18 protein-coding genes are annotated in these 21,007 nt (G+C 66.8%); 5 read left to right on the top strand and 13 right to left on the bottom strand.

The window, feature by feature from the left end; genetic code table 11:
- Nucleotides 1-63: 63 nt before the first annotated feature.
- From glmM to J8I35_RS24610, 4 genes are all read right to left on the bottom strand, one after another.
- On the bottom strand, nucleotides 64-1,419 hold the full coding sequence (gene glmM, locus J8I35_RS24625) for a phosphoglucosamine mutase (RefSeq protein WP_209927421.1): 1,356 nt from the start codon (nucleotides 1,417-1,419) through the stop codon (nucleotides 64-66).
- Between the two features lie 46 nt (nucleotides 1,420-1,465).
- Nucleotides 1,466-2,407: a dihydropteroate synthase gene (gene folP, locus J8I35_RS24620; protein WP_050015211.1), complete on the bottom strand. Its 942-nt coding sequence runs from the start codon at nucleotides 2,405-2,407 to the stop codon at nucleotides 1,466-1,468.
- A gap of 28 nt (nucleotides 2,408-2,435) precedes the next feature.
- Nucleotides 2,436-4,331, bottom strand: a complete 1,896-nt coding sequence (gene ftsH / locus J8I35_RS24615) for an ATP-dependent zinc metalloprotease FtsH (RefSeq protein ID WP_050015209.1) — start codon at nucleotides 4,329-4,331, stop codon at nucleotides 2,436-2,438.
- Nucleotides 4,332-4,497: 166 nt separating this feature from the next.
- Nucleotides 4,498-5,160, bottom strand: coding sequence for an RlmE family RNA methyltransferase (locus tag J8I35_RS24610; protein WP_209927419.1), 663 nt, complete (start codon nucleotides 5,158-5,160; stop codon nucleotides 4,498-4,500).
- Nucleotides 5,161-5,353: 193 nt separating this feature from the next.
- Between J8I35_RS24610 and J8I35_RS24605 the strand changes: the two genes are divergently transcribed.
- Complete coding sequence (locus J8I35_RS24605; protein WP_089467132.1) at nucleotides 5,354-5,881, top strand: YhbY family RNA-binding protein; 528 nt, start codon at nucleotides 5,354-5,356, stop codon at nucleotides 5,879-5,881.
- Nucleotides 5,882-5,949: 68 nt separating this feature from the next.
- Here J8I35_RS24605 and J8I35_RS24600 read toward each other — a convergent pair whose 3' ends face one another.
- The 8 genes from J8I35_RS24600 to gloB all read right to left on the bottom strand — a co-directional run bounded on the left by J8I35_RS24600 (nucleotide 5,950) and on the right by gloB (nucleotide 16,481).
- On the bottom strand, nucleotides 5,950-6,408 hold the full coding sequence (locus tag J8I35_RS24600; RefSeq protein WP_050015203.1) for a DUF4149 domain-containing protein: 459 nt from the start codon (nucleotides 6,406-6,408) through the stop codon (nucleotides 5,950-5,952).
- A gap of 14 nt (nucleotides 6,409-6,422) precedes the next feature.
- Entirely contained in the window at nucleotides 6,423-6,899 is a 477-nt protein-coding gene (gene greA / locus J8I35_RS24595) for a transcription elongation factor GreA (RefSeq protein ID WP_006476345.1), read from the bottom strand.
- Nucleotides 6,900-7,017: 118 nt separating this feature from the next.
- Nucleotides 7,018-10,272, bottom strand: coding sequence for a carbamoyl-phosphate synthase large subunit (carB, locus tag J8I35_RS24590; RefSeq protein WP_209927416.1), 3,255 nt, complete (start codon nucleotides 10,270-10,272; stop codon nucleotides 7,018-7,020).
- Between the two features lie 49 nt (nucleotides 10,273-10,321).
- Nucleotides 10,322-11,005 (bottom strand): leucine efflux protein LeuE, encoded by a 684-nt coding sequence (gene leuE, locus J8I35_RS24585; RefSeq protein WP_209927414.1) that lies wholly within the window; start codon nucleotides 11,003-11,005, stop codon nucleotides 10,322-10,324.
- A 37-nt stretch (nucleotides 11,006-11,042) separates the two neighbouring features.
- Nucleotides 11,043-12,188: a glutamine-hydrolyzing carbamoyl-phosphate synthase small subunit gene (gene carA, locus J8I35_RS24580; RefSeq protein ID WP_050015197.1), complete on the bottom strand. Its 1,146-nt coding sequence runs from the start codon at nucleotides 12,186-12,188 to the stop codon at nucleotides 11,043-11,045.
- Between the two features lie 365 nt (nucleotides 12,189-12,553).
- On the bottom strand, nucleotides 12,554-13,771 hold the full coding sequence (locus J8I35_RS24575) for an MFS transporter (protein ID WP_209927413.1): 1,218 nt from the start codon (nucleotides 13,769-13,771) through the stop codon (nucleotides 12,554-12,556).
- A gap of 159 nt (nucleotides 13,772-13,930) precedes the next feature.
- Nucleotides 13,931-15,508 (bottom strand): transglycosylase SLT domain-containing protein, encoded by a 1,578-nt coding sequence (locus tag J8I35_RS24570; protein WP_050015195.1) that lies wholly within the window; start codon nucleotides 15,506-15,508, stop codon nucleotides 13,931-13,933.
- Between the two features lie 151 nt (nucleotides 15,509-15,659).
- The gene (gene gloB / locus J8I35_RS24565; RefSeq protein ID WP_124557394.1) at nucleotides 15,660-16,481 is read right to left on the bottom strand and encodes a hydroxyacylglutathione hydrolase; all 822 of its coding nucleotides are present in this window, start codon (nucleotides 16,479-16,481) and stop codon (nucleotides 15,660-15,662) included.
- Between the two features lie 18 nt (nucleotides 16,482-16,499).
- Between gloB and J8I35_RS24560 the strand changes: the two genes are divergently transcribed.
- The 3 genes from J8I35_RS24560 to dnaQ are packed head-to-tail and all read left to right on the top strand — an operon-like array spanning nucleotide 16,500 to nucleotide 18,527.
- Nucleotides 16,500-17,312, top strand: a complete 813-nt coding sequence (locus tag J8I35_RS24560) for a class I SAM-dependent methyltransferase (protein WP_050015191.1) — start codon at nucleotides 16,500-16,502, stop codon at nucleotides 17,310-17,312.
- Entirely contained in the window at nucleotides 17,309-17,752 is a 444-nt protein-coding gene (gene rnhA, locus J8I35_RS24555) for a ribonuclease HI (protein ID WP_050015189.1), read from the top strand. The genes J8I35_RS24560 and rnhA overlap by 4 nt, the downstream gene beginning before the upstream one ends.
- Nucleotides 17,753-17,792: 40 nt before the next feature.
- Nucleotides 17,793-18,527 (top strand): DNA polymerase III subunit epsilon, encoded by a 735-nt coding sequence (gene dnaQ / locus J8I35_RS24550; RefSeq protein ID WP_050015188.1) that lies wholly within the window; start codon nucleotides 17,793-17,795, stop codon nucleotides 18,525-18,527.
- 27 nt (nucleotides 18,528-18,554) lie between these two features.
- On the opposite strand, the gene J8I35_RS24545 is transcribed toward dnaQ, so the two are convergent.
- Nucleotides 18,555-18,887: a YnfA family protein gene (locus J8I35_RS24545; protein WP_050015244.1), complete on the bottom strand. Its 333-nt coding sequence runs from the start codon at nucleotides 18,885-18,887 to the stop codon at nucleotides 18,555-18,557.
- A gap of 538 nt (nucleotides 18,888-19,425) precedes the next feature.
- Between J8I35_RS24545 and proP the strand changes: the two genes are divergently transcribed.
- Nucleotides 19,426-20,916, top strand: coding sequence for a glycine betaine/L-proline transporter ProP (gene proP, locus J8I35_RS24540; RefSeq protein WP_209927412.1), 1,491 nt, complete (start codon nucleotides 19,426-19,428; stop codon nucleotides 20,914-20,916).
- The last annotated feature ends 91 nt before the right edge of the window (nucleotides 20,917-21,007 follow it).

The following is a 21,007-nucleotide window of genomic DNA, read 5'->3' as shown; positions in this document are numbered from 1 at the left end:
GCCGCACACACATTCGTCGGGAGCCAGCGCGCGGGCGGTCGGACCGCCGCGCGCGCGCCCCCGTCAGGCCGTCGCCGCGCGCACCGCGTCGGCGATCGTCTCCGCATGGCGCACCGCATCGGCCGCCTGCCGTGCTTCGACCATCACGCGCAGCACGGGCTCCGTGCCCGATGCGCGGATCAGCACGCGGCCGCTGCCGGCGAGCGCGGCCTCGGCCGCATCGATCGCCGCGCGAATCGACGCGCTGCCCTTCCAGTCGGCGCCCGGCTTCATCCGCACGTTGATCAGCTTCTGCGGGAACAGCGTGACGCCGTCGAGCATCTGCGCGAGCGTGCGGCCGCTGCGTTTCAGCGCGGCCAGCACGAGCAGCGCCGACACGATGCCGTCGCCGGTCGTATGCCGGTCGAGCGACAGGATGTGGCCCGACCCTTCCGCGCCGAGCTGCCAGCCGTGCTCGCGCAACTGCTCGAGCACGTAGCGGTCGCCGACCGCCGCACGGACGAACTTCACGCCCTCGCGCTGCAGCGCGACTTCGACGGCAAGGTTCGTCATCAGCGTGCCGACCGCGCCTTCGACCTTGCCGTCGGTCGCGATCCGGTCCTTCACGAGCACGTAGAGCAGCTCGTCGCCGTTGTACAGGCGACCGGTCGCGTCCACGACCTGCAGACGATCGGCGTCGCCGTCGAGCGCGATGCCGAGATCGGCATGGTTCGCCCGCACCGCGCGCACCAGCGCGTCGGGCGCGGTCGCGCCGACGCCGTCGTTGATGTTGAAGCCGTTCGGCGCGACGCCGATCGGAATGACGTCCGCGCCGAGTTCGTGGAACACGTGCGGCGCGATCTGGTACGCGGCGCCGTGCGCACAATCGATCACGAGCTTCAGCCCGCGCAAGTTGAACGCAGCCGGGAACGTGCTCTTGCAGAATTCGATGTAGCGGCCCGCGGCGTCGTCGAGGCGGCGCGCCTTGCCGAGCCCGTCGGACGCCGCGCATTCGAGCGGCTTGTCGAGCCACGCTTCGATCGCGGCCTCGGTGTCGTCGGGCAGCTTGTTGCCGTCGGCCGAGAAAAACTTGATCCCGTTGTCGTGATACGGGTTGTGCGACGCGCTGATTACGACACCGGCCGACAGACGCAGCGCCCGCGTCAGATACGCGACGCCGGGCGTCGGCATCGGGCCGGCCAGCATCACGTCGACGCCGGCCGCCGAGAATCCGGCCTCGAGCGCGGCTTCGAGCATGTAGCCCGATACGCGCGTGTCCTTGCCGATCAACACGGTCGGACGCGAGCCCGCCGCGACGTCGGCCGAGCCGGCCAGTACCTTGCCGGCCGCATAGCCGAGGCGCAACACGAAGTCCGGCGTGATGGGCGCTTCGCCCACCGTGCCGCGAATGCCGTCCGTGCCGAAATATCGACGTCCCATGGGGTCCTTCCTCCTTCGTCTTTCGTCTTTCGTCTTTCTGACTTGCTTATCGTTGCCGCGCGGCTGCGCGCACGGCATTCCATACTTTCAGCGCATCGACCGTCGCCGCGACGTCGTGCACGCGCACGATCGCGGCGCCCCGCTCGACCGCGCACAACGCGGCCGCCACGCTCGCCGCGACGCGCTCCATCGGCGGCTTGCCTCCGATCACCGCGCCGAGCATCGACTTGCGCGACATGCCCGCGAGAATCGGATAAGCGCGCCCGTCGGGCCGCGCGGGCGCCGTGTCCGGCAACGCGGCCAGCAGCGCATAGTTGTCGTCGACGACCGCCTTGCCGAACCCGAAACCGGGATCGACGCAGATCCGCTCCGCCGCCACCCCCGCGTCGCGCAACGCCTGCGCGCGCGCGGCGAGGAAATCGCGCACGTCGGTCACGACGTCGCCGTAGTCGGGCTCGCCGACCTGCATCGTCTGCGGCTCGCCGAGCATGTGCATCGCGCACAGACCGCTGTTGCCGTCGCGCACCGCGTCGATCGCGCCCGGCTGGCGGAACCCCCAGATATCGTTGATCAGGTCCGCGCCGGCGGCCAGCGCCGCGCGCATCACGGCCGGCTTGTACGTATCGATCGACAGCGGCACGTTCAACGGCCGCAGCGCCTCGACGAGCGGAATCACGCGCGCGAGCTCCTCGTCGAGCGGCACCGGCGGCGCGCCGGGGCGCGTCGATTCGCCGCCGATGTCGATGAGGTCCACACCGTCGGCGATCATCCGCTCGGCCTGGCGCAACGCATCGTCGCGCGCGAGGAAGCGGCCGCCGTCGGAGAACGAATCGGGCGTGGCGTTGAGGATGCCCATCACGAGCGGACGTTCGAACGTCAGTTCGAAGCGGCCGCACTGGAGCGGCGCGGGAATGAACGGGGACACTGCGGAATCGGACACGAGCAACGGGCGTGGATGAATGCAAAACGGGCCGGTGTGAAGCCACACCAGCCCGTGAACGGTGCTAAAGCGGAGATTATGCCGCCGGCGTCGCCGGCGCCGGCGCGCTGCCGGGCTTGACCTCGGCACTGCCGCCGCCCGACGAATCGCCGCCGACAGCCGGCGAGCTCTTCGGTGAGCGCGGCGGACGGCCTTCCATGATGTCGTTGATCTGATCGGCGTCGATCGTCTCCCACTCCATCAGCGCGGCCGTCATCGCCTCGACCTTGTCGCGGTTCTCCTCGAGCAGGCGACGCGCGAGGTTGTACTGATCGTCCAGCACGCGGCGGATTTCCGAGTCGACCTTCTGCTGCGTCGCTTCCGAGATCGTGCGCGTGAAGCCGCGGCCGAACGGCGACGCATCGTTCTCGTCGTCGACGTAAACCATCGGCCCGAGCGCGTCGGTCATGCCGAACCGCGCAACCATCGCACGCGCGGTCTGCGTGGCCTTGTTGAAGTCGTCCGATGCGCCGGTGCTGACCAGGTTCATGAACAACTCTTCGGCCACCCGGCCACCGAACAGGATCGCGAGGCGGTCGAGCAGGTAATCCTTCGAATACGTCTCGTTGTCATGCTCCGGCAACTGCCACGTGACGCCCAGTGCGCGACCGCGCGGGATGATCGTGACCTTGTGCACCGGGTCGGCCTTCGGCAGCAGCTTCGCGATCACCGCGTGACCCGACTCGTGGTACGCGGTGGCACGCTTCGCTTCCTCGCGGATCACCGCCGACTTGCGCTCCGGACCCATGAAGATCTTGTCCTTCGCGTCCTCGAAATCCTGCATCTCGACGATGCGCTTGCCGCGACGGGCGGCGAACAGCGCAGCTTCGTTCACGAGGTTCGCGAGATCGGCGCCCGAAAAGCCCGGCGTGCCGCGTGCGATGACCGCCGCGTCGACGTCGTTCGCGATCGGCACCTTGCGCAGGTGCACGCGCATGATCTGCTCGCGGCCGCGGATGTCCGGCAGGCCGACATAGACCTGGCGGTCGAAACGGCCCGGACGCAGCAGCGCCTTGTCGAGCACGTCGGAACGGTTGGTGGCGGCGATCACGATCACGCCCGAGTTCGCCTCGAAACCGTCCATCTCGACCAGCATCTGGTTCAGCGTCTGTTCGCGCTCGTCGTTGCCGCCGCCCATGCCGGCGCCGCGATGACGGCCGACCGCGTCGATTTCGTCGATGAACACGATGCACGGCGCATGCTTCTTCGCCTGCTCGAACATGTCGCGCACACGGGCCGCGCCGACGCCGACGAACATTTCGACGAAGTCCGAACCCGAGATGCTGAAGAACGGCACCTTCGCTTCACCCGCGATCGCGCGGGCCAGCAGCGTCTTGCCGGTACCCGGCGGGCCGACCAGCAGCACGCCGCGCGGAATGCGGCCGCCCAGTTTCTGGAATTTCTGCGGATCGCGCAGGAAGTCGACGAGCTCGGACACTTCTTCCTTCGCTTCGTCGCAGCCCGCGACGTCGGAGAAGTTCACCGCGTTGTTGTTCTCGTCGATCAGCCGCGCACGCGATTTCCCGAACGAGAATGCGCCGCCTTTGCCGCCTCCCTGCATCTGCCTCATCATGTAGAACCAGAACACGATGATCAGGATCGTCGGCCCGAGGTAGTACAGCGCGGACATCAGCGCGTTCGGCTCGTCGTCGGCCTTGCCGCTGACCTGCACGCCGTACTTCATCAGATCGCCGACCATCCAGATGTCGCCGGGCGACACGATCTGGTATTTCTGGCCATCAGCCGGAGTGACGGTGAGGTTGCGCCCCTGAACGATGACGTTCTTGACCTTGCCGTTCTTGGCGTCGTCCATGAACTGCGAATAGGACACGCCTTCCTGGACGCGGGGCTTGTCGAACTGCTTGAACACCGTAAACAGCACCAGTGCGATCACCAGCCACACCGCTGCCTTCGAAAACATATTGTTGTTCAAAGCACCACTCCTTCACTCGTAGACGAGCGCCTACATTTTCCTTGCGGCGCCCCTCGGTCATTCTAATCCAGTCCGACCACCCCTGCCATAAGCATTGACAACCGCCGCGATAGCGCTTCGCTTGTCCGGCAAGGGCCGGAGCCCGTTTGCGGCATCGCGTTCCGCATCAGCGCGGATGCTTCAGCTGCCGACCCAAAATGAACGTTTCGGACGATTTGTCGCGGGATGCCTTGGGCTTGCGCGGCGCGACAACCTTAAACTGCTGTTTGAACTTCTCGACGATCTGGCTGTAGCCGCTGCCGTGAAAGCACTTCACGAGCAGCGCACCGTCCGGCTTCAGATGGTTCTGCGCGAATTCGAGCGCCAGATCGCAGAGATGCTCGATGCGCGCCGCGTCCGCCGAGGCCACGCCGGAGAGGTTGGGGGCCATGTCCGAAATAACAAGGTCCACCGCGCGGCCCTGGAGCACTTCCTCGAGCTGGTGGAGGACGTCGTCCTCGCGGAAGTCGCCCTGCAGGAAGTGGACGTCGGCGATCGGCTCCATCGGCAGGATGTCGAGCGCAACGATCGTGCCGTCGATGCCGCCTTCGCGCGCCGCGTCGCGCTTCCTGCCCTGCGCGAGCTTGTTGCGGGCATACTGGCTCCAGCTGCCCGGCGTGGCGCCGAGATCGACGATCACCTGGCCCGGACGGATCAGCTTGTCCTGCTCGTCGATTTCCTTCAGCTTGTACGCGGCGCGCGCGCGATAGCCCTCCCGCTGCGCCATTTTGACGTACGGGTCGTTGATGTGGTCGTGCAGCCAGTGCTGGTTGAAGCGGTTTTTTGCCATTCGAGAGAGAGATTGCTGCCCATTGCTTCGTGAAGCCGCGCTTTTAGCGGATAATACGCGTCTTCTTCGCGCGGCTGCGGCCCCTTTTCAGGCCCAAGCCGCGATTTTACGTGGTTTCGGCGCACGGCTGACGCGGTAACGTCCCGCGATCGCTTTTCAGTCAGCGCGCCCTTATTTAGATTTCGACATTTCCATGCCCGCCCTTTCGCTTTCTCCCGCCGAGCGCTCCGCGCTGCGCTCCCAGGCCCATGCGCTCAAGCCCGTCGTGCTGATCGGCGCCGAAGGGCTGACCGACGCCGTGCTGAAGGAAATCAAGGTGCACCTCGACGCGCACCAGCTGATCAAGATCCGCGTGTTCGGCGACGAACGCGACGAACGCATCGCGATCTACGACGAGATCTGCGACCGCCTGAACGCGGCGCCGATCCAGCACATCGGCAAGCTGCTGGTGATCTGGAAGCCCGAGGCCGCGGTGGCGGCCCCGTCCCGCGGCCGACGTGCCGGCGCGCTGCCGAGCGCGGCCGAAGCCGTCGACGACAAGAAAGGCCGTGCACCGCGCACCGTCAAGGTCGTCAAGGTGTCGCCGAACGCGAGCCCCGTGCGCCGCCCGAGGCCGGTCAAGGTCACGGTGCGCGGCAACGAACGCGTGACGGCAGGCGGCACCGTGAAGCGCGCGAAAAAGCGCCAGGCCAGCACGAAGCGGCCGTTCCAGGACAAGTAAAACGCCCGTGCGGCACGGATTCCCGTGCCGCCCTGCCCGTCGTCGCGCAACGCGCGGCGGCGCGGCGCTCAGGCGTCGCGCGCCGGCAGACGCCAGACCAGCATCAGCCCCAGCACGCTTTCGACGAGATAGAACACGCTCGACACGCCGTGCAGCATCCCGAAGCGGCTCGCATACGGCGAATTCGCGATATCGGTGCCCGCATCCATCGCGGCCACCCGCAGCGCGTTCATGAACGGCTGCAGCGCAAAATACCCGACCAGCACGCACACGACCATCGCGGCGACGATCCAGCGGACGCGGCGATATTCGGTGCTGCCGCGCCGCACCTGCTGATTCGACAATGCGAGCAGCAGCACGCCGCACACGACGCCGAGGATCGCCTCGATGCGGAACAGCTGGGCGGCGACCGAACCGGCCGTCATCCGCTCCAGCGTCTTGAACAGGACAGGCGCGACCGCATACCCGATCGTCAGCAGGCTGCCGACCCACACGGCCGACAGCAGACGGAACACGCGATGCGGCATCACGTCGCCCCGCTTCAGATGTAGCTGACCGAGATGATCTCGTACTCGCGCACGCCGCTCGGCGCCTGCACGGCCGCGACGTCGCCTTCGGACTTGCCGATCAGCGCGCGCGCGATCGGCGAGCTGACCGAGATCAGGCCGTGATCGATATCGGCTTCGTCGTCGCCGACGATCTGATACTTGACGGTGTCGCCCGATTCGAGATCCTCGAGTTCGACCGTCGCGGCGAACACCACGCGGCCATCGGCGTCGAGCACCGTGGGATCGATGATTTGCGCGGCGGACAGCTTGGATTCGAGTTCCGCGATGCGGCCCTCGATAAAGCCCTGCTTTTCCTTCGCGGCGTCGTATTCGGCGTTTTCGGACAGATCGCCCTGTGCGCGGGCCTCCGCGATCGCGTTGATCACGGCCGGCCGCTCGACGGACTTGAGGCGCTGCAATTCATCGCGCAGTTGCTCTGCGCCACGCTTTGTCAACGGAATGGTGCTCATAAACGGCTCAATCGCTAAAAACGGCTATAAAAAAAATCACCGCGATTAAGCGCGCTTCCGATGCACTGGAAACACCGCCTAATCGCGGCACGTGTTGCTTCGACAGGTAACTGACTGCTTAGTTTAGGCGAGCGTGAAGACCTTGTAAATCATAGACTTCCAGATCCTTCAGGTAGCGCAAGCCTTCGACGGCCGCGCGCGCGCCCGACATCGTCGTGTAGTACGTGACCTTGTGCGCCTGCGCGCTCATGCGGATCGAACGCGAATCGGCGATCGCCTGGCGCGTCTCGTCGACCGTCGTGAACACGAGCGCGATCTCGCCGTTCTTGATCATGTCGACGATGTGCGGACGGCCGTCCTTCACCTTGTTCACGACCTTCACCGGCACGCCGGCCGCTTCGATCGCGGCAGCCGTGCCCTTGGTCGCGACGATCGGGTAGCCGAGGTCGTGCAGCATGCGCGCGACTTCGACGGCCTTCGGCTTGTCGGCGTCCATCACGGTCAAGAGCACCGTGCCCGACTCCGGCAGGCGCGAACCGGCCGCGAGCTGCGACTTGAACAGCGCTTCGCCGAACGTCTGGCCGACGCCCATCACTTCGCCGGTCGAACGCATTTCAGGCCCGAGGACCGGATCGACGGTCGGGAACTTGACGAACGGGAACACCGCTTCCTTCACGCTGAAGTACGGCGGCTCGACTTCCTTCGTCACGCCCTGCTGCGCGAGCTTCTGGCCGACCATCGCGCGCGCCGCGATCTTCGCGAGCGGCAGGCTGGTCGCCTTCGACACGTACGGCACCGTGCGCGATGCGCGCGGGTTCACTTCGAGCACGTAGATGATGTCCTGCTTCGAACCGTCGGCCTGCGGCACCTGCTGGATCGCGAACTGCACGTTCATCAGGCCGACCACGTTCAGCGCCTTCGCCATCGCGCCCGTCTGGCGCTTCAGCTCGGCCACGGTTTCCTTCGACAGCGAGTACGGCGGCAGCGAGCATGCCGAGTCGCCCGAGTGGACGCCCGCCTGTTCGATGTGCTCCATCACGCCGCCGATGAACACCGCTTCGCCGTCGCAGATGCAGTCGACGTCGCACTCGATCGCGTCGTTCAGGAAGCGGTCGAGCAGCACCGGCGAATCGTTCGACACCTTCACGGCCTCGCGCATGTAGCGCTCGAGGTCGCGCGGCTCGTGGACGATTTCCATCGCGCGACCGCCGAGCACGTACGACGGGCGCACGACCAGCGGGTAGCCGATTTCGTCGGCCAGCGCGAGCGCTTCGTCTTCGGCGCGGGCGGTGCGGTTCGGCGGCTGGCGCAGGCCGAGGTCCTGCAGCAGCTTCTGGAAGCGTTCGCGGTCTTCGGCCGCGTCGATCATGTCCGGCGACGTGCCGACGATCGGCACGCCGTGCGCCTCGAGGTCGAGCGCGAGCTTCAGCGGCGTCTGGCCGCCGTACTGGACGATCACGCCGACCGGTTTTTCCTTGTCGACGATCTCGAGCACGTCCTCGAGCGTCAGCGGCTCGAAGTACAGGCGATCGGACGTGTCGTAGTCGGTCGACACCGTTTCCGGGTTGCAGTTGACCATGATCGTTTCATAGCCGTCCTCGCGCATCGCGAGCGCCGCGTGCACGCAGCAGTAGTCGAATTCGATACCCTGGCCGATCCGGTTCGGGCCGCCGCCCAGCACCATGATCTTCTTGTTCGTGGTCGGCTGCGCCTCGCACTCATCCTCGTAGGTCGAGTACATGTAGGCGGTTTTCGTCGCGAATTCGGCCGCGCACGTGTCGACGCGCTTGTAGACCGGGCGCACGTTCAGTTCCACGCGGCGGCGGCGCACGTCTTCCGGTGTCGCGCCGAGCAGTTTCGCGAGGCGGCGGTCGGAGAAGCCGCTCTGCTTCAGGTAGCGCAGCTCGTCGAACGTGAGCGACGCGAGCGAGCGGCCCGACAGCGCCTTCTCTTTCAGGATGATCTGCTCGATCTGCTCGAGGAACCACGGGTCGATCGCGGTTTCCGCGAAGATTTCCTCGGCCGTCATGCCGATGCGGAACGCATCGCCGACGTACCAGATGCGGTCCGGGCCCGGCTCGTGGATCTCGATCGCGATCTCGTCGCGGTTGGTCGACTTCTCGTCGAGGCCGTCGACACCGACTTCGAGGCCGCGCAGCGCCTTCTGGAACGATTCCTGGAACGTGCGGCCGATCGCCATCACTTCACCGACCGACTTCATCTGCGTGGTCAGGCGCGAATCGGCTTCGCGGAACTTCTCGAACGCGAATCGCGGGATCTTCGTGACGACGTAGTCGATCGTCGGCTCGAACGACGCCGGCGTCTGGCCGCCGGTGATTTCGTTCTTCAGCTCGTCGAGCGTGTAGCCGACCGCCAGCTTCGCGGCGACCTTCGCGATCGGGAAGCCGGTGGCCTTCGACGCGAGCGCCGACGAACGCGACACGCGCGGGTTCATCTCGATGACGACCATGCGGCCGTCCTTCGGGTTGATCGAGAACTGCACGTTCGAGCCGCCCGTGTCGACGCCGATCTCGCGCAGCACCGCGAGCGACGCGTTACGCAGGATCTGGTATTCCTTGTCGGTGAGCGTCTGTGCCGGCGCGACCGTGATCGAGTCGCCGGTGTGCACGCCCATCGGGTCGAGGTTTTCGATCGAGCACACGATGATGCAGTTGTCGGCGCGGTCGCGCACGACTTCCATCTCGTATTCCTTCCAGCCGAGCAGCGACTCTTCGATCAGCAACTCGCGCGTGGGCGACAGGTCGAGACCGCGCTTGCAGATCTCCTCGAACTCTTCGCGGTTGTACGCGATGCCGCCGCCCGAGCCGCCGAGCGTGAACGACGGACGGATCACGACCGGGTAGCCGCTGCCGCCGGTGAGCGCCATGATCTCGGCGTGCACCTGGGTCGCCTCTTCCATCGAATGCGCGACGCCCGACTTCGCGGAGCCGAGACCGATCTTGGTCATCGCATCCTTGAACTTCTGGCGGTCTTCGGCCTTGTCGATCGCTTCCGGCGACGCGCCGATCAGCTCGACGCCGAACTTCTCGAGCACGCCGTGGTGGTGCAGGTCGAGCGCGCAGTTCAGCGCGGTCTGGCCGCCCATCGTCGGCAGGATCGCGTCCGGGCGCTCCTTCTCGATGATGCGTGCGACGACTTCCCACGTGATCGGCTCGATGTAGGTCACGTCGGCCGTGTTCGGGTCGGTCATGATCGTCGCCGGGTTGCTGTTGACGAGAACGACCTTGTAGCCCTCCTCACGCAACGCCTTGCAAGCCTGCGCGCCCGAATAGTCGAACTCGCACGCCTGGCCGATGATGATCGGGCCGGCGCCGATGATGAGGATGCTCTTGATGTCTGTGCGTTTTGGCATGGCTTGTGAATTCAATAAGTAATCGTTGTCGTGGGTCGGCCGGCGGCGCTCAGCTCAGGGTCGCGAGCGCCAGCTTCACCGAGAAACCGATGAACAGGCCGCCCACGCTGCTCGCCGCGCCTGCCGCGAGCTTGCGGCGGCGGCGGAAGTGCTCGGCGAGCCGCGCGCCCGCGAAGATCAGCGTGCTCAGGTACAGGAAGCTCGCGCATTGCGCGATCGCCCCGAGCACGACGAACGACAGCGCGGGATGCGGGAATGCCGGGTCGACGAACTGGATGAAGAACGAGATGAAGAACAGGATGGCCTTCGGATTCAGCAGGCTCACGATCAACGCCTTGCGGAACGGTTTGTCGAAAGACCGTTCGCCGTCGACCGCCTGCGGCGCCTCGACCGGCGCCTCGACCGGCGCATCGCCGCGCGCGCGCAGCTTGCTCCACGCGCTGCGCAGCATCCCGGTGCCGATGTACAGCAGGTACGCGGCGCCGCCGTACTTGACGACGGAGAACAGCAGCGGGTTCGCCTTCAGCAGTGACGCGACGCCCGCGGCCGACAGTATCATCAGCACGGTATCGCCGACGAACACGCCGCAGGCCGCGCGATAGCCGGCCTTCACGCCGCGCTGCGCGGCGAGCGACAGCACGTACATCGAGTTCGGCCCCGGCAGCAGGATGATGAAGATCACGCCGAACACGTAGGTCCAGATATCCGTGATGCCGAGTGCGTGGCCGAACATGATGCGAATCTCCCGTTCTTCGGTTGCGTCGATGACGTTAAGCGGTGCGCTGCTTCGCCGCGTCCATCAGCGCGGTGAAACGGTCGAACAGGTAGCCGATGTCGTGCGGGCCGGGCGACGCTTCCGGGTGGCCCTGGAAGCAGAACGCCGGCTTGTCGGTCAGCTCGAAGCCCTGCAGCGTGCCGTCGAACAGCGACACGTGCGTCACGCGCGCGTTGGCCGGCAGCGAATCGGCATCGACCGCGAAGCCGTGGTTCTGCGACGTGATCACGACACGGCCGTCGCCGAGATCCTTCACCGGATGGTTCGCGCCGTGGTGGCCCGTCTTCATCTTCAGCGTCTTCGCGCCGACCGCGAGGCCCATGATCTGGTGGCCGAGGCAGATGCCGAAGGTCGGCACGCCGCGCTCGATGAATGCCTTGGTGGCCGCGATCGCGTAATCGCACGGCTCCGGATCGCCGGGGCCGTTCGACAGAAAGACGCCGTCCGGATTCAGCGCGAGCGCATCTTCCGCACTGGCTTGAGCCGGCAGCACCGTCACGTGGCAGCCGCGCTCCGCGAGCATGCGCAGGATGTTGTACTTGACGCCGAAGTCGTACGCGACGACGCGGTACTTCGGCGACTCCTGCATGCCGTAGCCGCCTTCGAGACGCCATTCCGTCTGCTTCCACTCGAACGGCTTGGTGGTCGACACGACCTTCGCGAGATCCATGCCGGCAAGGCCCTCGAACGAGCGCGCGAGCTCGATCGCCTTCGCTTCGTCGTCGGAGCCCGTCAGGATGCAGCCGCTCTGCGCGCCCTTGTCGCGCAGGATGCGGGTCAGCTTGCGGGTGTCGATGCCGGCGATCGCGACGACGCCTTCGTCGCGCAGGTAATCGCCGAGCGTGCGGTCCATGCGGAAGTTCGATGCGAGCGTCGGCAGATCGCGGATGATCAGGCCGGCGGCATGGACTTTCGTGGCTTCGACGTCTTCGGCGTTGACGCCGACGTTGCCGATATGCGGATAGGTGAGCGTGACGATCTGGCGCGAGTAGCTCGGATCAGTCAGGATTTCCTGATAGCCGGTGATCGCGGTATTGAACACGACTTCGCCGATCGTATGGCCTTCGGCCCCGATCGAATAACCACGAAAGACCGTGCCGTCGGCGAGTGCAAGCAAGGCGGGAGAAAAAGACGGCAACACGGGAGGCTCCTTGGGGAACACCCTGCTGCCGACCTGTTTACCCTGCCGCGCAAGCGCCGCGCTGCGTGGGCGCGCGCGGTCGCTAGCTGGACGCGGCCTGCGTTGTCGAGACGCGAACCCGGCGCGTGGCGCACGAGGCTTCGCGGCATCGCCCGGCAGGCGGCGTGCGGCGGATGAACGGGATGAATGAGGTAGGCGCTAGGGTGCGAGGTTGATCAGCACAAACTTTCAAATTATAGCCTGAAAATGGGCCTATCTTCAATGGATATGGCCGTCCGATCGTGTGTGCGCCGCGTCCGGCGGCGCAGCGCACCGTGCTACGGCCCCGTTTCCGCGGCCGCCCTACCCGCCAGCGTACCGCCGGATCAGTGCGCTTGACCAGTCCCGCGCGCGGGCCACACGTACCACACCGCGCTCGCGAGCTGCAGCGCGAGCAGCACGCCCCACGCGGTGAAGTGCGCGGCCGCCGGATAACGGCCGTCGACCGCCGGCCAGTGCGATAGCACCGCGCCGACGCCGATCTGGAACGCAAAGATCAGCAGGAAGATCACGAGCGTGAGCGTGGTGTTCGCGCGGCCGATCAGATGGGCGGAAAAATGTCCGGCCATCACCGCGTAGGTCAGGATGCCCACGCCGCCAAACATTCCGTACGCGGCCCACAGCATCGCGGGCGACAACGGCACGCGCGCGACGATCGCGAGCTGCGTCGCGACGAACAGCGCCATGCCGATGCCGCAGGTGGCGTAAACCGACACGCCGCGCCGCTCGAGCACGCGCGCCGCCGCGCCAAAGCCAACGCAGCCGGCCATCATCGCGAAGCCGAGCACCGACACGAGGCGTGCGGCATGCGGCGCGTCGAACCCGCCGACATCGCGCAGATACGGCCCGACCCACAACGATTGCATCGCGTAGAACACGCCCTGCGTGACGACGGAGAACGACGCAATCTTCCAGAACGCGCGGCTCGTCAGGATGTGCCACGTGCCCTTGAACTGGCTGACGAGCCCGCCCTGGTGGCGCGCCTGCTGCGCGTCGGGCGCGCCGAAGCCGATCGACGCCGCGACGATCACCGTCAGCACCGCGAGGCCGAAACAGATCGCGCGCCAGCTCGCCCAGCCGAGCAGCCAGGTCAGCGGCGAGCCGACCATCACGCCGCCGAGGCCGCCCACGGCCATCACGAGGCCATTGACGAGCGGCAGCCGGCCGACCGGGAAATGCTGCGCGAGCGCCTTGAACGCCGCGCCGAGACACACCGACACGCCGACACCAATCAGCAGCCGGCCGACCATCATCATGCCGATGCCGTGCGCCGCGCCGAACACGGCCGCGCCGGCCGCCGCGAACAGCAGCATGCCGGCCGTCACACGGCGCGGGCCGAAGTGGTCGAGCATCACGCCGGCCGGAATCTGCGCGCCCGCGAAGCCGAGGAAATACAGGCTGGTGAGCAGGCCGAGATCGGCGGCCGACAGCCCGAGCTCGTGCGTGACGAACGGCGCGAAGCCCAGATTGACGCCGCGAAACACGTACGACACGAAATACCCGACCGAAAACAGCGCGAGCACCCTCACCTGCACCGACGACATCGCTTCTCCTTGTTGGATGAAGACGCGCGACGCAGCGCCGACGCGCCGCGCACAAACGAAAACGCCGTCACCTCGGTGACGGCGTTTCGTCGAATTCGTCGGATGATAGCGCAATCGTCCGGGCCTCACCGGCCGCTGCGCCGCGCGCGACGGCCGCGCTTACTTCTTCTTGCCCTTGTGCGCGGCGGTCTTGGCCGGCGCGGCTTTCACAGGAGCGGCAGCCTTCGCCGACTTCGCCGACGACTTGGCGACGCTGCGCTTGCCACCATGCGACTTGCCGCCCACCGCCAGGCTCGCGCGCTCGATGTGCGCACCGGCGGCTGACGTCGCGATCCGCTCCGGACCGGGTTCCGCCGGCACCGAACGGCCGACCGGCACGTGCAGCACGAGCGCCTGGCCCGGCATCACGAGATCGCGGTGCGTACGGTTCCACGCCTTCAACTGGCCGACCGACACGCCGTAGCGGCCGGCGAGCGCCGCCATCGACTGCTTGCGACGCACGCGGATCAGCATCTTGCGCGTATCGGGAACGTCCGGCTCCATCGCGAGCGCGCCGTTTTCGGCGACGTCGGCGCTGATGTCCTCGTCGTCGTCATCGCCGCGCGGCACGACGATCGTCGAGCCCGGCTTCAGGCGCATGCCGGCCGGAATCTTGTTGACCGACATCAGCGTATCGGCGTCGACGCCGATCTTCTCGGCGATCGCGGCCGGGCGTGCACGCTCGCTGACCGTGTAGGTGGTCCACGACGACAGCTGGCCGTTGTAGGCTTTCAGGCTCTTCTCGAACGCGGACGCGTTGTCGAACGGCAGCAGGATCTGCGGCTCGGTCGCGCCGAGGATCACGGGCTTCGAGAACGACGGGTTCAGCGAGCGGAATTCGTCGAGCGGGAGGTTCGCGAGCTTCGCGGCCACCGCCACGTCGATGTCGCGCGACGTCGTCACCGTCACGAAATACGGATGGTTCGGGATATCGGGCAGCGCGAGGCCGTACTGCTGCGGGCTCGCGATGATGTTCTTCACCGCCTGCAGCTTCGGCACGTAGTTGCGCGTCTCGTTCGGCATCCGCAGGCTCTGGTAGTCGGTCGGCAGGCCGGCCGCCTGATTGCGCGCGATCGCGCGCTGCACGTTGCCTTCGCCCCAGTTGTACGCGGCCAGCGCCAGATACCAGTCGCCGAACATGTCGTGCAGGCGGGACAGGTAGTCGAGCGCGGCGCTCGTCGACGCGAGCACGTCGCGGCGCTCGTCCTGCCACATGTTGCGCTTCAGGTTGTACGTGCGGCCGGTGCCGGGCATGAACTGCCACATGCCGGCCGCCTTCGCGACCGACAGCGCCTGCGGGTTGTACGCGGACTCGATGAACGGCAGCAGCGCGAGCTCGGTCGGCATGTGACGCGCCTCGAGTTCCTCGACGATGTGGTACAGGTACTTCTGCGAGCGCTCGGTCATGCGCTGCACGTAATCGGGACGCTGCGTATACCAGGTCGTCTGCATGTCGACCAGATCGCTCTGCAGGTCGGGCATCTGGAAGCCGCGGCGGATGCGCGCCCAGAGATCGGAGTCTGCCGTGGTCAGGTCGCCGACGGATTGCTTGTCGACGTCGACAGTTTCTTTGGCGGTGGCTGATTTACGGAGGTAGTTGGACGTCGCCTGCGGATCGGCGGCGGTGTTGGCGACAGGGGGCTGGCTCGCACAAGCGGCGAGTAGCAGCACCACCATCGCACTCAATATAAGTCGCATGAAAATCTCTGCTTCCGACGGCTGGAAATTGCAGGCGATACTACGGAAGTGCGTGCTTCACGTCAATAAAAACACCGAAAACTCAGCGAAATCCTACATTTGGAGCAATTTTTACAGACACCGCTTGAGCTTTGGAGTCCTCCGAAAAACGTTACCGGAACCGGTTTTTCCATTCGCGCATCAGCGTGAACGCGGCCAGACGATCCGTCACCGTTTCGTGCAGCTCGGCCTCGAGCGTCGCGTGGATCGCCGCGCTGTCGGCCCGCATGAACGGGTTGACCGCGCGCTCGTGCGCGATCGTCGTGGGCAGCGTCGGCACGCCGCGCGCACGCAGTGCCTGCGCGTCGTCGCGCCACGCGGCGAGCGCCGCATTGCCGGGCTCGCACGCGAGCGCGAAGCGGATGTTCGACAGCGTGTATTCGTGTGCGCAATGCACGCGCGTGTCGCCCGGCAGCGCCGCGAGCGCGTCGAGCGACGCGAGCATCTGCGCGGGCGTGCCTTCGAACAGGCGGCCGCAGCCGCACGAGAACAGCGTGTCGCCGCAGAACACGTGCGGCTCCGCGTTGCCCTGCCCGGCCGCGCCTTGACCGGCCGTCTGAAAATACGCAATGTGGCCGCGCGTATGACCCGGCACGTCGAGCACGTCGAACGCGACGGCCGGCGCGTCGAGCGTCACGCGATCGCCGCCCGCCAGCGGCCGCGTGACCACGCCGATCGCTTCGGCGGCGGGACCGTAAACGGGGAGGGGAGCATCGTCCGGTTGGCTATTACGCAGCGCGTCGACACCGCCGACGTGGTCGGCGTGGTGGTGCGTGAGTAAAATAGCGGTCAACCGCCATCCGCGTTCGGCAAGAACCCGGCGTACGGGCGCGGCTTCACCCGGATCGACGGCGATCGCATCGCGGCCGTCCGAGACGAGCCAGATATAGTTGTCTTCGAATGCCGGAACCGGCACGTATTCCAGCTCGTTCATGGGCGCGCAATCATCGTTATGTCCGATCCACAAATTATAGACTGGCCCGCCTGGACCGACTCGCCGCCCGGCCGCTACGTGCTGGGCTGGGAACAGGCGCAGCTCGACCGGATCGTGTCCGACGTCTTCGGCTTCCACGCGCTGCAGCTCGGCCTGCCGCAGCTCGACGCGCTGCGGGAGAACCGCATGCCGTATCGCGGCCTCGTGCTCGACCCGGCGAGCGGCGCGAGCGCGCCGTATCAGTATCCGTGGGCGCGCGAAGCGCACACGGCGGGCCATGCGCCCGCCGATCGCAGCACGACCTGGTGCGATCTGCTCGACCTGCCGTTCGAGTCGCAGAGCGTCGACCTGATCGTGATGCCGCACACGCTCGAATTCACGTCCGACCCGCACCGCCTGCTGCGCGAGGCCGAGCGCGTGCTGATGCCGGAAGGCCAGCTCGTGATCACCGGCTTCAATTCGCTGAGCCTGTGGGGCATGCGGCAGTCGTTCGGGCGCATGGCGAACCGCCCGTTCGTGCCGGCCACGCGCGACCAGATCGCGTTCATCCGGCTGAAGGACTGGATCAAGCTGCTCGGTTTCGACCTCGAACGCGGCCGCTTCGGCTGCTACCGGCCGCCGCTCGCCACCGACCAGTGGCTGGCCCGCTACGGCTTCATGGAGGCCGCCGGCGACCGCTGGTGGCCGATCTTCGGCGCCGTCTACATGGTGACGGCCGTCAAGCGCGTGCGCGGCATGCGCCTCGTCGGCCCGATCAAGATGAAGAAGCCCGTGCTCGCACCGGGCCTGACGCCGGCGGCCTCCCCGACCACTCACCAAGAACGTTCATGACAATCGACACCATCGACATCTATACCGACGGCGCCTGCAAGGGCAACCCCGGCCCCGGCGGCTGGGGCGCGCTGCTGCGCTACGGCGACAAGGAAAAGGAACTGTTCGGCGGCGAGCCGAACACGACCAACAACCGCATGGAGCTGATGGGCGTGATCGCCGCGCTCGAAGCGCTGAAGCGGCCGTGCCGGGTGATCGTGCATACCGACTCGCAATACGTGCAGAAGGGCATCAGCGAGTGGATCCACGGGTGGAAGAAGAAAGGCTGGGTCACCGCGGCGAAGACGCCGGTGAAGAATGCCGACCTGTGGAAGCGGCTCGACGCGCTCGTCGTGCAGCACGAGATCGAATGGCGCTGGGTCAAGGGCCATGCAGGTCATCCCGAAAACGAGCGCGCGGACGCGCTCGCGAACCGCGGCGTCGAATCGCTGGCCGCCTGAACACCGGCCGCCCTCTCCCGTTTTTCCTGCTTTTCCCGACATGCGCCAGATCATTCTCGATACCGAAACCACCGGCCTGAACGCCCGCACGGGCGACCGTCTCATCGAAATCGGCTGCGTCGAGCTGCTGAACCGGCGGCTCACCGGCAACAACCTGCACTTCTACGTGAACCCCGAACGCGACAGCGATCCGGGCGCACTGGCGGTGCACGGCCTCACGACCGAATTCTTGAGCGACAAGCCGAAATTCGCGGAAGTCGCCCATCAGATCCTCGACTTCGTGAAGGACGCCGAGCTGATCATCCACAACGCGCCGTTCGACCTCGGCTTTCTCGACGCCGAATTCGCACGGCTCGGCCTGCCGCCGTTCACCGAGCATTGCGGCGGCGTGATCGACACGCTGGTGCAGGCCAAGCAGATGTTCCCCGGCAAGCGCAACTCGCTCGACGCGCTGTGCGACCGTTTCGGCATCAGCAACGCGCACCGCACGCTGCACGGCGCGCTGCTCGACTCGGAGCTGCTCGCCGAGGTGTATCTCGCGATGACGCGCGGCCAGGACAGCCTCGTGATCGACATGCTCGACGACGCGGGCGTCGGCGGCGGCGCGGCGAACGGCCAGCGCGTGTCGCTCGCCGCACTCGACCTCGCCGTGGTGGTCGCGAGCGACGACGAGCTGGCCGCGCACCAGGCTCAGCTCGACGAGCTCGACAAGTCGGTCAAGGGCACCTGCGTGTGGCGCCAGTCCGCCGAGACAGATACCGCCGAAGCAGCGTAATACCCGCGGCCCGCGTCGCGGCCGCGCTCATGCGCGCGGCTGCAGCGCGATGACGGCCATCCCGCCGAGCGCGAGCACCGCGCCGGCCACGTCCCAGCGGGTCAGCGCGACGCCGTCGATCACCCGCAGCCAGATCAGCGCCACCGCGATGTACACACCGCCGTACGCGGCATACGTGCGCCCCGCCGCGCTCGGGTGCAACGTCAGCAGCCACGCGAACAGCGCGAGCGACAGCGCGGCCGGCACCAGCAGCCAGGCCGGGCGCCCGGCCTTCAGCACGAGCCACGGCAGATAGCAGCCGACGATTTCGGCCAGCGCGGTAGCGGCGAACAGCGCCGCGATCCTGATCAGTTCGGTCATCCGGTTCCTCACGAATTCAGCCCCGTCGCGGCGGACGATCGGCCGCGCCGCGCGCCGCCGATCATACCCGAGCGGGCCGCGCCGGATGCCCCGCCAGGCGGGCGATTCCGCGCAATTTGCGCGATCGTCCGTCATCGTGCTATCATGTCGCCTGTTTCAACATTCAATCTCTGTCTTTTCGATTTTGAGAGAAGTCCGTCCGCACGCTGCGGGCCGGTGCCTCGATCGAAATTGCATCCACAGGAAAGCCCGCCCGACAGGCCCGCTTTTCTCGTTTCGTTGCCCCTCCGGGGCGTTGCCGGAACACCGGACATCTCGTCCGCACCGGCATCTGCCGCTCGCATCACGCGGCCCATTCTTCATGAGCGCACTGTCGCGACGGCCCATCGGGCCCGCGTCGAAGCAACCCCTTGGCCCTTTGCTGCCCCCTGCGCAGTAAGTGCTTAAAGGTCTGCCCCGACGCGCAGCACACGACACCGCGCTCGCCGGCAAACCGTGTCGGACGGCCCTGCCCGTTCCGGCGCTGTCAAAGGAGTGCATGACCTTGACCGCAACACACGTCAGCCCGACCGCTGTCTCTTCCACCGCTTCGCCGTCCGGCGAAGCCCCGCTCGCCGCGGACGACATCACCGTCGTCGACCAGAGCCTGCTCAAGCGCGCCGTCAGCGCGATGGCCATCGGCAATGCGATGGAATGGTTCGATTTCGGCGTCTACAGCTATATCGCCGTCACGCTCGGCAAGGTGTTCTTCCCGTCGAGCAGCCCGTCCGCGCAGTTGCTCGCGACCTTCGGCACGTTCGCGGCCGCGTTCCTCGTGCGTCCGCTCGGCGGCATGGTGTTCGGGCCGCTCGGCGACCGCATCGGCCGTCAGCGCGTGCTCGCCGCGACGATGATCATGATGGCCGTCGGCACCTTCGCGATCGGCCTGATCCCGAGCTATGCGTCGATCGGCATCATGGCGCCGATCCTGCTGCTCGTCGCCCGCCTCGTGCAGGGCTTCTCGACCGGCGGCGAATACGGCGGCGCGGCGACCTTCATCGCCGAATTCTCGACCGACAAGCGTCGCGGCTTCATGGGCAGCTTCCTCGAGTTCGGCACGCTGATCGGCTATGTGCTGGGCGCGGGCGTCGTCGCGCTGCTCACCGCGTCGCTGTCGCAGGACGCGCTGCTGTCGTGGGGCTGGCGCGTGCCGTTCCTGATCGCCGGGCCGCTCGGCCTGATCGGGCTGTACATCCGGATGAAGCTCGAGGAAACGCCCGCGTTCAAGCGCCAGGCCGAAGCGCGCGAAGCGCAGGACAAGGCCGTGCCGAAGACGCGCTTCCGCGAGACGCTGCTGCGCAACTGGCGTGCACTGCTGCTGTGCGTCGGCCTCGTGCTGATCTTCAACGTGACCGACTACATGGTGCTGTCGTACCTGCCGAGCTTCATGTCGTCGACGCTGCACTTCGACGAATCGCACAGCCTCGTGCTGGTGCTGCTCGTGATGGTGCTGATGATGCCGATGACGCTGTACGCCGGCCGCCTGTCCGACAAGGTCGGCCGCAAGCCGGTGATGCTCGCCGGCTGCGTGGGCCTGCTGGTGCTGTCGATCCCGTCGCTGATGCTGATCCACACGGGCACCACGGCATCGGTGTTCGGCGGCCTGCTGATCCTCGGCGTGCTGCTGTCGTGCTTCACCGGCGTGATGCCGTCGGCGCTGCCCGCGCTGTTCCCGACCGAGATCCGTTACGGCGCGCTCGCGATCGGCTTCAACGTGTCGGTGTCGCTGTTCGGCGGCACGACGCCGCTGGTGACCGCATGGCTCGTCGACGTGACGCACAACCTGATGATGCCCGCGTACTACATGATGGGCGCCGCGCTGATCGGCATCGTGTCGGTCGTCGCGCTCGCCGAAACCGCGCGCCAGCCGCTGAAGGGCTCGCCGCCGGCCGTCGCGACGCGCCGCGAAGCGCACCAGCTCGCGCGCCAGTTGCGCGAGGACGACGACGAATCCGAAATCTACGGCGTCGCGACACCCGCACGCGCGTGAGCGTCGCCCAACAAAAAAAGCCCCGGCCGAAGCCGGGGCCCGATCGAACCCGATCCGCCCGACCGGCTTGCGCCGGCCGGGCTTTTTTCAT

The organism is Burkholderia sp. CpTa8-5 (genome assembly GCF_017815045.1).
Lineage (GTDB): Bacteria > Pseudomonadota > Gammaproteobacteria > Burkholderiales > Burkholderiaceae > Burkholderia > Burkholderia sola.
The sequence above is the reverse complement of the archived record's forward strand: the minus strand, read 5'-3'. Positions and strand labels throughout refer to the sequence as shown.